General features: G+C 40.6%; 16 protein-coding genes. All 16 read right to left on the bottom strand.

All coding sequences use genetic code 11. The features are described from left to right. Nucleotides 1-194: 194 nt before the first annotated feature. The 16 genes from recA to dpaA all read right to left on the bottom strand — a co-directional run bounded on the left by recA (nucleotide 195) and on the right by dpaA (nucleotide 17,103). A complete protein-coding gene (recA, locus tag GN217_RS09470; protein WP_156856449.1) occupies nucleotides 195-1,253 on the bottom strand; it encodes a recombinase RecA in 1,059 nt (352 codons plus the stop codon). 174 nt (nucleotides 1,254-1,427) lie between these two features. Next, a complete protein-coding gene (locus tag GN217_RS09465) occupies nucleotides 1,428-2,678 on the bottom strand; it encodes a competence/damage-inducible protein A (RefSeq protein WP_156856448.1) in 1,251 nt (416 codons plus the stop codon). Next, on the bottom strand, nucleotides 2,675-3,253 hold the full coding sequence (gene pgsA / locus GN217_RS09460) for a CDP-diacylglycerol--glycerol-3-phosphate 3-phosphatidyltransferase (RefSeq protein ID WP_156856447.1): 579 nt from the start codon (nucleotides 3,251-3,253) through the stop codon (nucleotides 2,675-2,677). The genes GN217_RS09465 and pgsA overlap by 4 nt, the downstream gene beginning before the upstream one ends. Before the next feature lie 99 nt (nucleotides 3,254-3,352). Continuing rightward, nucleotides 3,353-4,252, bottom strand: coding sequence for a helix-turn-helix domain-containing protein (locus GN217_RS09455; protein ID WP_156856446.1), 900 nt, complete (start codon nucleotides 4,250-4,252; stop codon nucleotides 3,353-3,355). A gap of 17 nt (nucleotides 4,253-4,269) precedes the next feature. Next, entirely contained in the window at nucleotides 4,270-5,058 is a 789-nt protein-coding gene (locus tag GN217_RS09450) for a DUF3388 domain-containing protein (RefSeq protein WP_156856445.1), read from the bottom strand. Nucleotides 5,059-5,212: 154 nt separating this feature from the next. Beyond that, entirely contained in the window at nucleotides 5,213-5,476 is a 264-nt protein-coding gene (locus GN217_RS09445; protein WP_156856444.1) for a DUF3243 domain-containing protein, read from the bottom strand. An 84-nt stretch (nucleotides 5,477-5,560) separates the two neighbouring features. Then, nucleotides 5,561-6,280 carry an elongation factor P 5-aminopentanone reductase gene (ymfI, locus tag GN217_RS09440; protein ID WP_370459757.1) on the bottom strand — a complete coding sequence of 240 codons (720 nt, stop codon included), beginning with the start codon at nucleotides 6,278-6,280 and terminating at the stop codon, nucleotides 5,561-5,563. 3 nt (nucleotides 6,281-6,283) lie between these two features. After that, a complete protein-coding gene (gene yfmH, locus GN217_RS09435; RefSeq protein ID WP_156856442.1) occupies nucleotides 6,284-7,567 on the bottom strand; it encodes an EF-P 5-aminopentanol modification-associated protein YfmH in 1,284 nt (427 codons plus the stop codon). Next, on the bottom strand, nucleotides 7,560-8,849 hold the full coding sequence (gene yfmF, locus GN217_RS09430; RefSeq protein ID WP_156856441.1) for an EF-P 5-aminopentanol modification-associated protein YfmF: 1,290 nt from the start codon (nucleotides 8,847-8,849) through the stop codon (nucleotides 7,560-7,562). Before yfmF ends, yfmH begins: the two co-directional genes overlap by 8 nt. Nucleotides 8,850-9,178: 329 nt before the next feature. Further along, nucleotides 9,179-11,461, bottom strand: a complete 2,283-nt coding sequence (locus tag GN217_RS09425) for a DNA translocase FtsK (protein ID WP_156856440.1) — start codon at nucleotides 11,459-11,461, stop codon at nucleotides 9,179-9,181. Nucleotides 11,462-11,636: 175 nt separating this feature from the next. Beyond that, nucleotides 11,637-11,843, bottom strand: coding sequence for a YlzJ-like family protein (locus GN217_RS09420; RefSeq protein ID WP_156856439.1), 207 nt, complete (start codon nucleotides 11,841-11,843; stop codon nucleotides 11,637-11,639). Then, complete coding sequence (locus GN217_RS09415) at nucleotides 11,840-12,559, bottom strand: ClpP family protease (protein WP_156856438.1); 720 nt, start codon at nucleotides 12,557-12,559, stop codon at nucleotides 11,840-11,842. The genes GN217_RS09420 and GN217_RS09415 overlap by 4 nt, the downstream gene beginning before the upstream one ends. A gap of 467 nt (nucleotides 12,560-13,026) precedes the next feature. Further along, nucleotides 13,027-14,259 (bottom strand): aspartate kinase, encoded by a 1,233-nt coding sequence (gene dapG / locus GN217_RS09410; protein WP_156856437.1) that lies wholly within the window; start codon nucleotides 14,257-14,259, stop codon nucleotides 13,027-13,029. A gap of 265 nt (nucleotides 14,260-14,524) precedes the next feature. Continuing rightward, the gene (locus GN217_RS09405) at nucleotides 14,525-15,571 is read right to left on the bottom strand and encodes an aspartate-semialdehyde dehydrogenase (protein ID WP_156856436.1); all 1,047 of its coding nucleotides are present in this window, start codon (nucleotides 15,569-15,571) and stop codon (nucleotides 14,525-14,527) included. Nucleotides 15,572-15,637: 66 nt separating this feature from the next. Continuing rightward, the gene (locus tag GN217_RS09400) at nucleotides 15,638-16,225 is read right to left on the bottom strand and encodes a dipicolinate synthase subunit B (RefSeq protein WP_156856435.1); all 588 of its coding nucleotides are present in this window, start codon (nucleotides 16,223-16,225) and stop codon (nucleotides 15,638-15,640) included. A 2-nt stretch (nucleotides 16,226-16,227) separates the two neighbouring features. Next, entirely contained in the window at nucleotides 16,228-17,103 is an 876-nt protein-coding gene (dpaA, locus tag GN217_RS09395) for a dipicolinic acid synthetase subunit A (protein ID WP_156856434.1), read from the bottom strand. Between the last annotated feature and the right edge of the window lie 217 nt (nucleotides 17,104-17,320).

Below are 17,320 nucleotides of genomic sequence, written 5' to 3'. Positions count from 1 at the left end.
ATTATACAATGTTAATTTTAATTGTCAATTTACTTATTGTCAAGGAAACTTCAGAACTATTTCAGAAGTATTTCAAGTAAAAGTCATATTGTAAGAAAGCAAGTACAAGTTCCACTTCCTATCCTCTCATACCTCTGACCAGAAATTCAATAAAAAAGCTGTCCTCCGATAAAAACCGAATAGACAGCTGCATATTATATGTCAAGACTTTCCTGTTCATCAGATGACGACGATGTATTCTCTGTATCCGCGTCTGTGCTTTCACTTGCTTCGAGCTCATAATGACTACGGATTTCACGATTTACTTCTTCAAAAATTTCAGGGTTTTCTTTCATGAATTGTTTTGCGTTCTCTCGACCTTGTCCTAAGCGTTCTCCTTTATAAGAATACCAGGCACCACTTTTTTGAACGATATCAAGATCTGCACCAACATCGATGATTTCACCTTCTTTAGAGATTCCTTCACCATACATGATATCTACTTCAGCTTGTTTGAACGGCGGTGCTACTTTATTTTTCACAACTTTTACCCTCGTTCGGTTACCAATCATTTCATTTCCTTGTTTCAACGTTTCTGCTCGGCGAACTTCTAAGCGGACAGAAGAATAGAATTTAAGTGCGCGGCCTCCCGGTGTTGTTTCTGGGTTACCGAACATAACTCCAATCTTCTCACGGACTTGGTTAATGAAGATGGCAGTAGCATTTGATTTATTGATTGCACCTGATAGCTTACGCAAGGCTTGAGACATTAATCTTGCCTGAAGTCCCATATGAGAGTCGCCCATTTCACCTTCAATTTCCGCTTTTGGTACAAGAGCAGCAACGGAGTCAACAACAATAATATCAACTGCACCGCTACGCACAAGTGCTTCTGTAATTTCAAGTGCTTGTTCTCCGGTATCAGGCTGCGAGAGCAACAGTTCATCTGTATTTACTCCAAGTACCCGTGCGTAAGTTGGATCAAGTGCATGCTCCGCGTCGATAAATGCTGCTTGTCCACTTTGCCTCTGAGCTTCAGCAATTGCGTGGAGGGCAAATGTTGTTTTACCCGAGGATTCAGGTCCGTAAATTTCAATTACTCGTCCTCTAGGATACCCGCCAATTCCAAGTGCCACGTCCAAGGCTAAGGAACCACTCGGGATTGTAGCAATCTGTTGGTTCTGCTCTTCTCCAAGTTTCATAATCGAACCCTTACCGAATTGTTTCTCTATCTGTCTTAAAGCCATATCTAAAGCTTGTTTTCTCTCACTCAATGAAAATACCTCCTCAAATTATCTATCTCTATCATACGCTTTTTTTCACCGTTTGACAAGCAAAAAACGAATAGACGTTCGATAATTATCACACCTGTCCTCACCGTCATTTTTAAATTTTGAAGTAGAGCTGGAGGTTCGTTTATTCAATATAAAGCATGAATAGAACGTAAATTACACTTTTACATAGTTAAAAATTAATTCAAGACCTTTCATAACTGTGCGGTTTCGGATGGTGTTCCGGTCTCCCTGGAATTGGAATCCGAATGCTTTATCCTCTTCCCCAATAACGGATAACCCAATATAAACGGTTCCAACTTGCTTTCCTTCCACTTCATTCGGACCGGCAACGCCTGTAAAGCTGATACCGACTGAAGATTGTAATTTCTCTCTCACATTTCTTGCTAAAGATAGAGCGCATGCTTCACTTACCGTACCCTTTTCCGCTATTACTTGCTCTGGTACTTCCAGGACGCCCGTTTTCACCGCTTCACTATAGCAAACTACACCGCCTTGTACGACTTCACTTGCTCCAGATACGGAGATGAGCCGATCGGTAAATTTCCCGCCGGTAAGACTTTCCGCAGCTGCGATAGAGAGTTGTTTCTTTTTAAAGTGTTCAATAATAATTTGTTCAATTGTTTCATCATTCTCAGCTACAAAATAATCTCCCACTTTCAGGAGTACAGCGGATTTCGCTTCAGTGAGTAAGGCGTCTAGCCCTTCTTCCGAGTCAGCTTTTGCTGTTAAACGAATGATAATCCCATCATCTGTTGCAAGGGGAGCGATGGTCGGATTCGTTTGTTCACGGATGAGATCCTGTAATTCATGTTCGAGTGCCGATTCACCAATCCCGAGAAACTTTAGAATGGTCGAACGAATCATTTGCTCTTTACCTGTCAACTTATAAAGGTATGGTAAAATATCTTCTTTAAACATTGCTTTCATTTCACGCGGAACACCTGGAAGAAATATCCATGTTCGCTCCTCGTACTGGACAATCATCCCAGGCGCCATCCCTTGCTTATTAAATAAAACGGTAGCTGTTTCAAACACGCGCGCCTGCCTGCGGTTATTCGGCGTCATTTGCCAACCTGTTCGCTTAAACCAATCTTCAATCTTTTTCATCGATGGCTCATGTTCGACGATTGGAATATTACAAATAGCTTGGAAAGCTTCACGGGTCAGATCATCTTCCGTTGGGCCTAATCCACCTGTGACAATAATAATATCTGAACGTTCATGAGCCTGTTTAAACGTGCCTGCAACCCGGTTCAAATTGTCACCAACGACGACATGGTTATAAACATTTATACCGTATAAAGCTAACTGCTTGGATATCCACTGTGCATTCGTGTTCGCGATTTGCCCTAATAACAACTCTGTTCCTACTGCGAGAATTTCTGCTTTGTATTGTTTTTTCATTTCGAATCCCTCATTACATGCCAGTTTTTGTAAAAGTAATCAACACCTGAAATCACAGTAAAGATTAAGGCTAAGTAAAGCATGATTGTTCCCAATGGGAAATTTAAATAAGAAAAAGGAAAATTATGAAGGAGTAGGATAATAATAGCAATCATTTGCGTTGCTGTCTTCAATTTACCCATACTGCCGGCAGCAAGGACAATACCTTCTCCTGCAGCTACTAAACGCAGCCCGGTTACAGCGAACTCCCTGCTAATAATGACAATTACGATCCATGCAGCTGCAAGATCCATCTCCACCAGCATAATGAGCGCGGCAGAAACGAGCAGTTTATCAGCTAATGGATCAAGAAACTTACCAAGGTTTGTAATCAGATTATGTTTACGGGCATAATATCCATCGACCCAGTCCGTTGCAGAACCAATAATAAATATAAGTGCTGCAATGAAATGGTGAACCGGCAATGTAGTGTTACCTATATCCCATTCTCCAAAGTCGAGAGGGAGCGATAATAATAAAATAAAAATCGGGATGAGAATAATACGAGATAGGGTGAGTTTATTAGGTAAATTCATGAGCCTTCCTCCTTGATGCTAATGCTTTTCTTTTTTTAGTTTTCTTGATATTAAAATGATAAAACCCTTCCGCATTCGGTTGGAAGGGTTGAAGCATAATTACTTAGTGTTGAACCATAAGCGTTGATGGTCCTTTTCAGTTGGGTCAACCGGATATTCATATGGTACATCATTAATTGTTATATCCAAGTTGGGCGTGCTGCCGATATTTAAAAAGATTGATTCTTGGCCAGTAACATCTACTTCTACCGGTGAATTTTCAGAAGTAACAAAGCCTCCGTAAAAAACTTCCCCAGCACTGTTCTTCACATCAAGCCAAACACTTGACTCGGATTCAAATTGGAAGATTAACTTATCTCCGGGATTTGTAATGGCAACAGTCGATTCAGGCGGAGATCCGGTACCGACTTCTTCCACTTCAAAAGTTATTTCTTCTGTTTCTTCTTCAGTAGAATCTTCTTCCTTCTCCTCTTCCTCGGCATCATCCGTTGCACCATCTTCTTTGGCGCTGTTTCCTTCTGCACCTGAGGCGTCTTGGTTATTCTCACTAGGGTCCTTAATAATTACTTCATCCGATTCTTCAATCTCCTGCGGGTCGTTAGGTGAATAGGATTGATAATAAAACCAAATTCCCGCCCCAATAATACCGATAATTAGGAGGACGACAATAATTTTAGGTAACACGGAAAAGAATGCTCCTGATCGTTCAGCTGCATTTTCTTTTGAGCGTTCAACTCGTGTATATTGGATTTCGCTCTCTGTTTCAGATTTTGGAATTTCTTCTTTATGTTCTTTTAACAATTCATCGGAATCGAGTCCAACTGCTGTTGCATATTCTTTAATAAAAGCTCGAGCATAAAACTTTCCAGGGAGCAGATGGAAATTTCCTTCTTCAATTGCAACTAAATATCTCTTTTGTATCTTCGTTGTTTCCTGTAAACTTTCCAATGAAAGGCCTTTTGCGATTCTCGCTTCCTTCAGCCTAGCACCCACATCCATAATTAACACCTTCCATCTTAAATATCAAACATGTTAAAGCCACCATTTGAACCAAATGTTTGATTTTCAATTGATTCATATGTAATTTCTTCTTCTTTGTGGCTTCTTAATTCAATAATATAATCAAAATCATCTAACGTATATTCCGTGGCCTGAACAAATATGTCAGGATGTTCCACAACTTTTACAGCAGGAAGCTGCATCACTTCTCGAATGAGACGCCAATGCTCTTCATTTGCCCGTTTTTTTGAAACAACACCATCTATAATAAAAATATTGTCTTTATCATACTCTCCGGCAATTAATTTATTTCTTACCGTTTGCTTTATCATGGTACTTGAGACGAACAACCAGCGTTTATTGGAAGAGACACTTGCTGCAACAATCGATTCTGTTTTACCTACCCGCGGCATTCCCCTGACACCGATCAGCTTATGGCCATCCTGCTTAAATAATTCTGCCATGAAATCAACAAGAATACCGAGTTCATTTCTCACAAAGCGCACTGTTTTTCGGTCATTATCCGTATGAATATATTTACCGTGACGCACAGCCATCCGGTCTTTTAATTTTGGTTTTCGGATTTTAAGAACCTTTATAATATCAACGGTTTCCAGAATGGAAGCTAATCTTTTAATATTCTCATCCCGTTCAGAAAGCAGTAGTAGGCATCTTCTGGAGTTCTCAAGACCATTAATCGTAATAATGTTAATTGAAAGCATACCTAACAGAGATGAAATGTCCCCTAATAAACCAGGACGATTAATCTGATTCTCATATTCAAGATACCATTCTGTTCTTTCCATCTTCCGGTCTCCTTTACAAACGGGGAATGGCGTTTGTATGAAATGATGAATAATCTATTTATACTATAAATGATTTTTTAAAAAGTGAAAAGCGAAATAGCGAACAAATTGAAAAAGAAGCTATATAGATTAACTATACAGCTTCTTTAACGAATTATCCATTATTATTTCCTTGTTGTTCAACCAATCTCACCATGGAGCTTGCAATTGCTTGTTGCTCCTCCTCAGAAGCGGCATTCCACAGTTCTTTCAGTACTGCTTCTTCCTTATTCTTTGCATCTACATTCGATGCAAGATAGTCCCCCACTTCTTGAGCGACGTTCGTAATGGTTTCATGTTTCATCCCACTAGATTTCGCTTGCTGCAAGCGATTAGCAAGAAATCCTTTCCATGAATCGAAATTATCGAGAATGGACATTGATTTAGCCTCCTTTTTATTACAACCGTATACACCTATAGTATTCAACATCTACTTCTGCTTTATGCACCGGAAACGAGTTGGCTAAATCATCCATCCCCCGGTAACCGGAAGAATCTGGCCGTTTAAATATGGTGTCGGACAATCCATAACATAGCTTACAGCTTCTGCGACCTCATGTGGAGAGCCTGCCCGCTTTAAAGGAATTGCTTCGTAAATTTCAGCCCTTTCCTCCGCCAGTAAAGATCCGTTCATTTTCGTATCGATGAATCCTGGACTAACTGCATTTACTGTCACGTTACTTGCCGCTACCTCTTTGGCAAGTGCCTTCACGAAACTGTTCTGTGCCCCTTTTACGGTTGAATAGAGCACTTCATTGCTCGCTCCTACTTCTCCCCAGATGGAAGTGATAAAGATCAGCCTGCCAAATTGATTCCTAATCATGCATGGTAGTAACTCATGCGTTATTTTAAGTGGTGCATGTACATGGAGAGTGAGCATCTCGGTAAAGCTATCTTCATCCACGTCCTGGAATAAGCCGAATTCTGTTTTCCCGCTTGCAAAAATAATACTGTCGACCTGAAAAACAAGACTCGAAAGCAGCTTATTTATCCCCTCTCCCGTTGACAGGTCAGCTTGGATAATCTGTAAAACCTGATCACTTGCAAATTCTTCCGCCAACTTTTTAATAACGGAAATGTTGGAATGGTAATGAAGAATTAATTGATCCCCTTTTTTCACGCGCTGTTTGGCAATAGCTATTCCGATATCACCACTTGCACCAATGATTAAAACATTTTGCATGATTTAAGCCTGCTTGATCGTACAAACTGCAAGCTGGTCTTCTTTAATCCATTCCTTTAGAAACTCATTGACATCCGCTGTAGTCAACGCTTCAATTTGTGGGATGACATCAAAGAAATTAATACCGTGACGATGATAATCGATAAAATTGTTGGCAATATACTCTAGCGAATTCATGGCGCGAAGTATCTGGCCGATTTTCTTTTTCTGCATTCGACGAAACGCTTCGTCCGTTATTTCTGCATGAGTTGTTGAGAGTAGTAATTCCTTCACTTTAGCGGCAAAATCTTCTGGTCTTGCCGTGTTACCGCCAATTAATGAATAGCCGAAGCTCGTTTCTAAATTCGTTTCAAAAGAGAAGCTTCCATCAATCAATTCGTCTTTATACAATTCTTGATAAAACTCGCCACCTCTTGCAAAGTAATAATCTAGGACCATCGTTGTAAGCAGTTCTTTTTTCAAAAATGCTGCTTTATCTAAATGGCTGCTCGACTCTTTAATTCCAACCGTACACTTTGGAATTGAAACCGGCATCTTGATTTCCTTGTATTTCTCTGCAACTTCTTCCGGCTCATCTGGAAATTCTCGCTTGATTTCTGCGATATCCGCAAAGCGTTTTCCTGCTTGGTTTTCTTCAATTAGTTGGGACAATGATTCCGCGTTAATATTTCCAATGATGAATAAGGTCATGTTTTCAGGATGATAAAACGTGTTGTAGCACGTATATAAATCATCTTTCGTGATCTTCATGATGGAATCAACCGTCCCAGCAATATCAATATTTACCGGATGATTCTTAAACAAAGCTTGGATGGTACCCATGAAAGACTGCCAATCCGGCTGGTCATCATACATATTGATTTCTTGTGCGATGATTCCTTTTTCCTTTTCCACTGTTTGTTCGGTGAAATAAGGGTCCTGCACAAAGTCTAGCAATATTTCCACATTTTTCTCAATATGATTGGTTGCAGCGAATAAATAAGCGGTCTTCGTAAAAGAAGTGAATGCGTTGGCAGAAGCACCTAGCTTACCAAAGTCAGCAAATACATCTCCATCTTCTTTCTCAAATAATTTATGTTCAAGGAAATGGGCCACCCCATCTGGTACAGTTACTGCTTCCGATTCTCCAATCGGAACAAATCGCAGGTCGATGGAGCCATAATTTGTTGTAAAGATTGCATAAGCTTTCTCCATTTCCGGTCGTGGCATGAGAAAAACAGATAAGCCGTTATCTAGCTTTTGGGAGTAAATAACTTCATCAATGTCTGTATATGTCTTCTTATTCATTTACTTCTCCTCCTTGTGCAGTGAGAAGATATAATGTATCTTCCTCGATTCGTTCACCAACACGAATCACATCTTCTTTTGTTACTGCGGAAATATTATCAATAATTTCCTCCAGTGATCGGTCTGTTCCTGCAAGTTGTTGCTGATAAAACAACTCTACAAGACCATGAGGATTATCCATTGTTTCCCGTAAAGAATGGATAATCATATCCTTCGCTTCATTCATTTCCTGTTCTGAAAAATTCCCTGCTTTCATTTCTGTCATTTGCTCCCGGATGATATCCCGTGCTTTTTCGTAATCTTCCGGTGCGATTCCGCTTAATACGAAGAGAAGCCCCTTATGACTCTCCACCTGGGAAGAAGCATAATAAGCCAAACTATTTTTCTCCCGCACATTCATGAAAAGTTTCGAACTAGGGAAACCGCCAAATAAGCCATTGAATACTTGTAGAGCAGGATAATCTTCATCAGAATACACCGTATGCGTACGATAGCCGATATGGAGCTTTGCCTGTTGAATCGGCTCTTCTTCTATAATTTCTTTCGGTTCCTTTACATGTTTCGGTTCCGGGCGATTACTTGCTTCGGTTGCTGATCCTTCTTCTTGTTTAAAAGTTGACATGATTGTTTTTTCCATCGCTTCGGTGTCCATATCACCTACGACATAAATATCGAATCGATCCTCTTTCAGCATCTCAAGATAATAATTGTATAAATCTTCAGCAGTAATTGCATCAAGATCTTCTTCATACCCATTCACGTGAATAGAAAAAGCTTCATTTTTACACATTTCATCGATTAGGCGGCCATTGGCATAACGAATCTTATCATCGCGAATCGCTTGAATCCTCTGTTTTAATGTAGCTTTTTCCCGTTTAACGATTGCCTCAGAAAATTTGTTGTTCTCAAGATACGGTTCATAAATCATTTCGGCAAGCAGTTGCAAAGCATCTTCTGTTACAGCTTCCTTGTCCGGAAGATAGCGCTCATTTGCCACTTCAAGACGGAAACTCATCACATGCTCCTCGCCCCGCTTCGCCCCATCAACAAAGAGAACGGAGCCATACAGGTCATCAAGTTTTAATTGGAGCTCGGTCCGACTCGGATAATTCATAGTCGCTTCCCGCAGCACGTTTTGCAATAATGCTCGTTTCGATATCGTCTCTCTTTTTAATGGTGCTTTAAGTTTGACGACAAAGGTTAATGTTTTAAATTTTTTCGTAGGTATAAAATGAATATTGTAGCCATTTTTATTAACGGTCTGTTCTACAAGCAAATTCATGAAACAGCCTCCTATGTTCTGTGTTTTTACTCTTATTAAATATTCTACACATCTTTCAAACGTTCATCCATTAAAACATATTAAACTTTTTACATAATCTGATTCTATGTTGAAAGAAGTAAATTCTTTCCGACTCCGCAGCGGGCTGCCCGCGAGGTAGACTAAGAACGCTCTCGTATGCGATAACATCTGCATTAGCAAGTCCTATGCGTCGAGGCTCACCAGCCGCCCGCGGAAAGCAAGAGGTATCGGGACTGCGGACCTCCAATGAAGCAATTTTCATTTCATAAGAAAAAACTGACTTGTATGGTGGCAAGTCAGTTTTTTGATTAGACGGATGGTGCTTCTTCTTCTGTTTCTGTTTTGGAAACAAGGACAGTTCGTGGTTTGCTGCCTTCGTATGGTCCAACGATGCCTCTTGCTTCCATCGCATCGATTAGCCTCGCCGCACGTGTATAGCCGATGCGGAAGCGGCGCTGGAGCATAGAAACACTTGCGCTTTGCAGTTCAATGATAAGTTCCACTGCTTCTTCATAGAGCTCATCATCCACATCTTCCACCACTTCATTCGTTTCTTCTGGAATCATTTCCTCTTGATAAGATGCTTTTTGCTGGTCGATACAATGATCTACGACACGTTCTACTTCTTCATCAGAGAGAAATGCCCCTTGAACACGGACTGGTTTAGATGAGCCAACTGGCATGAACAGCATGTCCCCGCGGCCTAATAATTTCTCCGCTCCGCCGGAATCGAGGATCGTCCGGGAATCCGTCTGTGAAGAGACACTAAAAGCAATTCGGGATGGAATATTTGCTTTAATGACTCCCGTAATAACGTCTACAGAAGGTCGCTGTGTTGCAATGATGAGATGGATTCCAGCTGCACGGGCCATTTGGGCAAGTCGTGTAATTGCATCTTCCACATCATTGGAAGCAACCATCATTAGATCTGCCAATTCATCGACAATAACAACAATATATGGCAGTTCAGCTTCTGTTTCTTCCTCCGTTGCTGTTTGATTATATTTTCTTATATATTCGTTATAGCCTTGAATATTACGAGTACCTGAATCGGAAAACAGATCATATCTCCGCTCCATTTCTGCAACAACTTTCTTTAAGGCGCGGGAGGCTTTCTTCGGATCTGTTACAACCGGCGCAAGTAAATGCGGTATTCCGTTATAAACATTCAATTCTACTTTCTTTGGATCAATCATCATCATTTTTACTTCATGGGGTTTCGTACGCATGAGAAGAGTTGTAATGATTCCATTCACACAAACACTCTTCCCGCTCCCCGTCGCCCCAGCGATCAGTAAATGCGGCATTTTACTAAGTTCTGTCATAATCGCTTCACCGGATATATCTCTTCCAAGGCCAACTAATAGTTTGGAAGACTTATCACTAAGTGTATCGTCCATCACTTCACGTAAAGAAACCATCGCTATTTCTTTATTAGGAACCTCAATTCCCACAGCAGATTTACCGGGGATCGGTGCTTCAATCCGAATATCTTTCGCCGCGAGGGCTAAAGCAATATCGTCATGTAAGCTAACAATCCGGCTTACTTTTACGCCAGCTTCCGGCGAAATTTCGTATTTCGTTACAGCGGGACCTACATTTACTTTGGTGACTTTCGCTTTAACTCCGAAGCTTTGGAAGGTTTTCTCCAATTTCCTAACCGTTGCCTGTACTTGCGATTTTTCATATTGTTGACTCGTTTTCACTGGTTCACTTAAGAGTTCAATCGGCGGAAGAATATATTCAGGATTTTCACTTTCTGCCTGGGATAGTTCCGGCTCGTCTATATCTTCCTCTTCTTCGTCTTCCTCCTTGTCTACAGCTGTAACTGATGCAGCTTTAGGCTTCTCTTCCCGGTAGCTGATCTCCGTAAAATCATTAATAAGAGGTTCTTCCTGCGCCGAGGTTGCATCCTCTATTTGCGCTTCGGAAGCATAAACTGGTTCATCCTTTTCCTTCCGATTCTCTTTATATGTCTGTAGCTTATCGCCCATATTCTTACCAAGCTTTTTCAAAGAGGTGAAAAACTTAGCTACAATGTCACCAAGTGAAACTTCGGTAATGAACAATACTCCGATAATAATGGAAAAGACGGACACAATAATTGCACCGGCATAGGAAAACAAATAATAAGTAAAAGCAAATAAAATGGCTCCAACCATCCCACCGCCCGTACGGCTCGATGACACTTGTCCGCTTATATAGGAAATATAATTATCCCAAGTAGCAGCAAGCACGGAAACATTCTGCCCTCCCTGTATAATTGGTTCATAGGTTTGGACATGTGTCAATAAAAGGACGCCAGCAAATAAAATATAAAACCCGACTATTTTTCTTGTGAAATAATTAGGGTATCTACGTTTAATTAATAAAACAATTCCCGTAACTAATAAAAAGATGGACGCAACAAAATACCAAATCCCTAGGAAAAAGTGAAAGAAATATTCTAACCAGCCAGGGATAGCTCCGTCACTAATGGCACTTGCTCCACTGCCAAAAATGGCTAAAAAGATAAATAATAGGCCTAATAATTCATATTTTAATAGATTTGATTTTTTCTTAGATTTTCTTTTTCGTTTCTTTTTCGCCATTTTCTCACCTCGCACTCGAACATTTATAACCCACTGCATATTATATTAGTTGAGTTTTATAAAACCCTCACCTGATTGTTGGCAAGGGTTTGTCCGTTTAACTCATTTAATTATAGCATACTTCATCTCGTAATTTCCTATTTCAGGGAAGGTTTCCATCTATAATTTCATTGTGTTAATGCAGGGGGGCACCTGGTGAGTAATTGGCATTCAAATAATCATTCGGCTCTGTTGAAACTAATTGGGATAACTGATACTCTCCGCTTGGAAGCTTGTCGACATAGAACATTTTTCCTGCGTGGGTAATATAGGAGCGTTCCATTTGGGCTTCTTCTGGATTTGCAAATACCTCTTCTAATTGTAACGGTGTATAGAAAATCATTGTAAGATCTCACCTTCCTCATCTTTTTCCCCGATAAATTCGTTCATTTTTTCCATTGCTTCTTTTATTCCACCGACTGCATCAATCAATCCATGGGCTACTGCCTCTTTACCAACCACATTCGTACCAATATCTCTCGTTAAATTCCCTTTAGCAAACATTAATTCTTTAAAAGTATCTTCTTTGATTTTTGAATGATTCATTACAAATTGTATCACTCGATCCTGCATCTTATCCAAGTATTCAAAAGTTTGGGGGACACCAATAACAAGTCCTGTTAACCGCACTGGATGGATCGTCATCGTTGCAGTTGGCACGATAAAAGAATAATCGGTTGCGACGGCAATTGGCACGCCAATAGAATGCCCACCACCGAGCACAACAGAAACAGTTGGCTTCGATAACGATGAAATCATTTCAGCCAAGGCAAGGCCTGCCTCCACATCGCCGCCGACGGTGTTTAACAAAACGATGAGCCCCTCAATTTTTGGGTTCTGTTCAATTGCTACAAGTTGCGGGAGTAGATGTTCATATTTCGTCGTTTTATTCTGAGGTGGCAGCTGCATATGGCCTTCCACTTGACCGATGATTGTTAGGACATGAATATTCGATTCCCCAGTTTGAGCAATATTTGTTTGGCCCAGTGCTTGAATTTTCTCAACGATACTATCTGCCGGATTCTTTTGTTTCTCATCATGGTTTAAATCTTTGTTCATAAACGGATAACCTCCACCAATTTATCATTACATATAGTATGTTCATTGGTGAAGCGTTCCATGTATTGAACACTCCAAAAACAAAGGTGCAAGTGCTCGTTTAGTTGCTGGGCGCGCTGGATCCGGACGTGGCTAACCCTGGATAACTAAATTATCACAGCATTTTTAACTTATAGTTTCTTATTTACTCCACTTTCGCACCCTGAAAATATTAAAGCAAATCATTCTAATTAAGCGCTCCTAACCTAAAGGGAGAATAAACCACAGTTGTTTTCCCATTAAAGTAAGGTGAACATGCTAATGGGAAAATAAAACTGACAGTTGCCGAGGAGGCTCAGCAGCCGCTCAGCAGGTGCGAGAGGTGTCGGGACTGCAGACCTCCAGATAGCCAAGGAATACATAACTGTTTTACACTGCGAATGTTGAGTTATTTATTTAAGGACGGGGACAATAATTGTCTTCCGCCCTTAAAAATAACTCGGGATTGCTTCATCTAATTTGAAGGTTTCATGGAGGATATTTACTGCACGTTTTAATTTCTCTTCGGGCACCAACACCCAAATCGTTGTGTGGCTGTCGGCAGCTTGTAAAATTTGAATATCATGCTTCACTAAGGCAGAGACAATTTGCGATGCTACCCCAGGTATTCCGCTCATTCCTGCGCCGACAGCGGCGATTTTTGCGCAATGTTCGGCCAGTGTTACTTGAAGATTTAGTTCTTTGAAAATGCCTTTTGCTTGTTGAAGGGTTGAATTTGGAAGGGTAAATGCCAATTGGTTTGGAGATATGTTAATGAAATCAATAGAAATTCCAGCTGCAGCCATAGCCTTAAAAATAGCTGTCATTGAATAATCCGGATTCTCTTTGCGGCTGATTTTCACTTGTGCAATATCAGCTTGATGAGCAATACCGGTTATTAGTTTGTTCTTTTCTTTTGATCCGTTTTTATCTTCTCTTAAGCTTGAGATAATTGTGCCATGGTAACGTTTATAAGTGGAACGGACATGGAGTGGAAGTTTCGCTCGCATTGCAATTTCAACTGCCTGGGGATGGATGACTTTAGCTCCTTGGTAAGCGAGATTGCATGTTTCGGTGTACGTACAGTTCTTTAGCACACGAGCAGATGTGACAAGCTTCGGATCAGCGGTCATAATCCCCTCAACGTCTGTGAAAATTTCCGCTCGGACAGCATCCGTCGCTACAGCAAGAGCTGCTGCTGTCGTATCGCTTCCTCCCCTGCCAATCGTTGTAACATCCCCCTTTTTTGTCTCCCCTTGGAAGCCAGCCACTACAATACAATCGTAAGTATCAAAAGCACGAAACAGCCGCTTTGGATTAACATGTTGAATTTTTGCATTCGTATGGTTTTCCGTTGTCATTATTCCGGCCTGTGCTCCCGTAAAAGCTGTTGCACTTATCCCAGCCTGTTTCAGTTCATTTGCGACTACGACTGCTGAAATAATTTCCCCGCAGGCTAACAAAAGGTCAAGCTCCCTATCTGAAGCATTTGTTTCGGGATAGTTTACCAATTGCAACAAAGAATCAGTTGCATATGGTGCAGGATTTTTCCCGAGGGCGGAAACGACAACGATAACTTTATAATCCGCATCAATTGCTTTTTTAACGTGGTAAAGCACATGTTTTCGGGTGTTTTCCGTCTGTAATGAAGTGCCGCCAAATTTCTGCACGAGAAGTTGCATTTCTTCACCTCTCTTTCCAATGAAATAAAAGCAGCTACTATTACTCTTCTGTAGATGTTTAAAGATGTAATTAATAGCCGCTTTGTTTATTTTTCTTTTTTAACTTCTTTCTATCACGTATTAACGGTCTGTAATATCCCCACCTTGAAACATGAGGGAAGCCCAACAGTGTGAAGTTGGGGATAAACAGTCCGTAAATCCCTGATTCGGTTCAACTAACATTCAGTGGGGAGGTAACGAATTCCCCACTGAATGAAGTTTCACTTTATAACCAGTTATTATCAACGACAGATTGAGCGATTTGAACAGTATTTAAAGCCGCGCCTTTTACTAGATTATCGGAGACAATCCATAAATGGAAACCATTTGCCTTATCCGGATCTTTCCGCACACGACCTACAAATACTTCATCTTTATCAGCTGATGATAACGGGGTCGGATAGACTTGTTTAGAAGGCTCATCCTGCAGGACAATTCCTGGAGCTGATTCGAGTACTTTCCAAAGATCCTCTACCGTCACATCATCTTTATCAACTTCAATATATACACTTTCCGCATGGGATGTGAATACCGGTAGACGGACACAGGTTGCCGCAACTGATAATTCCTGATCATGAAGAATTTTCTTCGACTCATTAATCATCTTCCACTCTTCCTGTGTGTATCCTCCATCGGAAAAGACATCAATCTGTGGCAACGCGTTAAAAGCAATTGGATAGTGCTTTTCCTCAGATCCTACTGGAAGTACGTTCGCTTCCATCTCTTTGCCATTTATATATTGTTCTGTTTGCTTTTCCAGTTCGTTAATCGCATGATCACCGGCACCGGAAACGGCTTGGTAAGTTGAAACAATTATTCTTGAAAGACCAAACATTTCTTTAATCGGGCTTAATGCAGCAACCATTTGAATTGTTGAACAATTCGGGTTAGCAATAATCCCTTTATGATCCTTAATGTCTTCTTTGTTCACTTCCGGTACAACTAAGGGCACACCTTCAGTCATCCGAAATGCACTTGTATTGTCTATGACGACTGCACCGCGCTCTACCGCTTCATTTGCTAATGCTTTCGTTACGGATCCACCTGCGGAGAAGAGGGCAATATCAACTCCATTAAAACTTTCCGGAGTTGCTTCTTCAATCGTCTTCTCTTCTCCTTTAAATTCGATTGTTTTACCCGCAGATCGTTTTGAAGCTAATACTTTTAATTCATTAATCGGAAAATCTTTTTCTTCTAATATTTGTAATATTTTCTTCCCTACAGCCCCTGTTGCACCGACTACGGCTATATTGTAAGCATTTTTTTCTGCCATTTCTCGTTACTCCCTTCGATTACTCTAAATATTTGTACTGTTAGCGTCATATTATATCATATAATTCTAGTTATACGAAATGAGAATTGGTTGAAGTTGATTTTTAGTCAATGCGAATTGGAGCGTTTCATGGAGGGACGGCCAATCGGCAACGAGGGAATTTGGTTTATTAAATGGATCATCCTGGCCAAAGGGAATAAAGAATATATTTTTAGTCGCCATTAAGCGCATTAAGTTAACTCCATTTAATCCGAGGGCATCATTTGTCGACACTCCTAAAACAACGGGAGAATCATTACGTAGCGTTGCTTTTGCAGCCATCAAGACCGCGTTATCCGTAACTGCATTCGCCAGTTTACTCAAGGAGTTTCCTGTTAATGGTGCAATGACCATACAGTCTAATGGGATTTTCGGACCGAATGGTTCGGCTTCCACGATGGTTGAAACAACTGTCTTACCAGTGATTTCCTCGATTTTTTTAATCTTATCCACTGCTTTACCGTGAACAGTATCGGTATGCTTGACAGCGTCTGTAATGAATGGATATACATCTGCCCCTTCTTTAACTAGCCGAGTAAGCTCTTTAAATACGAAAACATGGGAATGATGCGAACCAGTAATACCGAAACCGATTTTCTTTCCAGAAAGTGACATGTTTATCTCCTTCCTTCTATCACTTGCATAATCACATTCGCTAAAATTTTGCCAGAAGTCTTCGGAGCAACGACACCAGGGAGACTTTTGGCTAGAATTGCTTTAATTCCGCGCTTCTCAGCAAATTCAAAGTCCGTTCCACCCGGTTTCGAAGCAAGGTCGATAATAACCGTATGGGCAGGTAACTTTTCAATAGCTTCACGCTTAATAACAAGTGCAGGTATCGTATTGATTAAAAGATCACATTGGTCAAGATGGTCTGGCAGTTGCTCAAGGGGAATCGCCTGAAGGTTCATCTCTGTTATGCGGGCAAGGTCACTTAAATCCCTTGAAGCTACACTTACCTTTGCACCAAGACTTGAGAATTTATTAGCAATCGTATGACCAACACGGCCAAATCCAGTTACAATGACATTGGATGAATGAATCGTATAATCCGTATGCTCAATTGCCATCATAATTGTACCTTCAGCAGTAGGTATCGAGTTATAAATTGCGACATCATCCCGGTTAAGAAGCGGTACAAGTTCAATTCTATTATTTTCAGCCTGTTCCTTTAGAAAATCATTTGCTATTCCAGTAAACATAATTGCGGATTCCTTTAGATTTTTAAACCATTCTTCTGTCAATTGGAGCGGCTGATCGGAAAAGACGGTTTCTACATTACCTAACTCATCAGTTCCGGTAATTGGTAAAATAATTACATCCAGATCAGCGGGGTGAATCTCCGATAGATCGCTCTGTTTTAATCCTGTAAAGCTTTGTTCCAATTTATCAAACCCGATTAAAACAATTGTTACTTTTGGTAATGCTTGCAGCTGGCGGATTAATTCCAGGTAGCGAGCATCACCGCCAATTACAGCAATGAGTTGCTCCATTATTGCTACTAACCTCCAAACATCATTTTCTCTCTATAGAATATGATGATTGCGCCTTAGAGTGATTGTAGACTAGCCAATAAATGAAAAAAGGGGCTGGGACATAACTAGCCAAAAATAGTAAATAAAAAGGTTCCAAGCAATAAAAAGTTTGCTTGGAACCTTTTTTTTAGGAGTTTCTCTATCTCCCGGCACGATTTTGCTGTTCATGGCGGCT

The organism is Oceanobacillus sp. AG, from assembly GCF_009746545.1.
In the GTDB taxonomy this organism is placed as follows: Bacteria; Bacillota; Bacilli; order Bacillales; family Amphibacillaceae; genus Oceanobacillus; species Oceanobacillus indicireducens.
The sequence above is the reverse complement of the archived record's forward strand: the minus strand, read 5'-3'. Positions and strand labels throughout refer to the sequence as shown.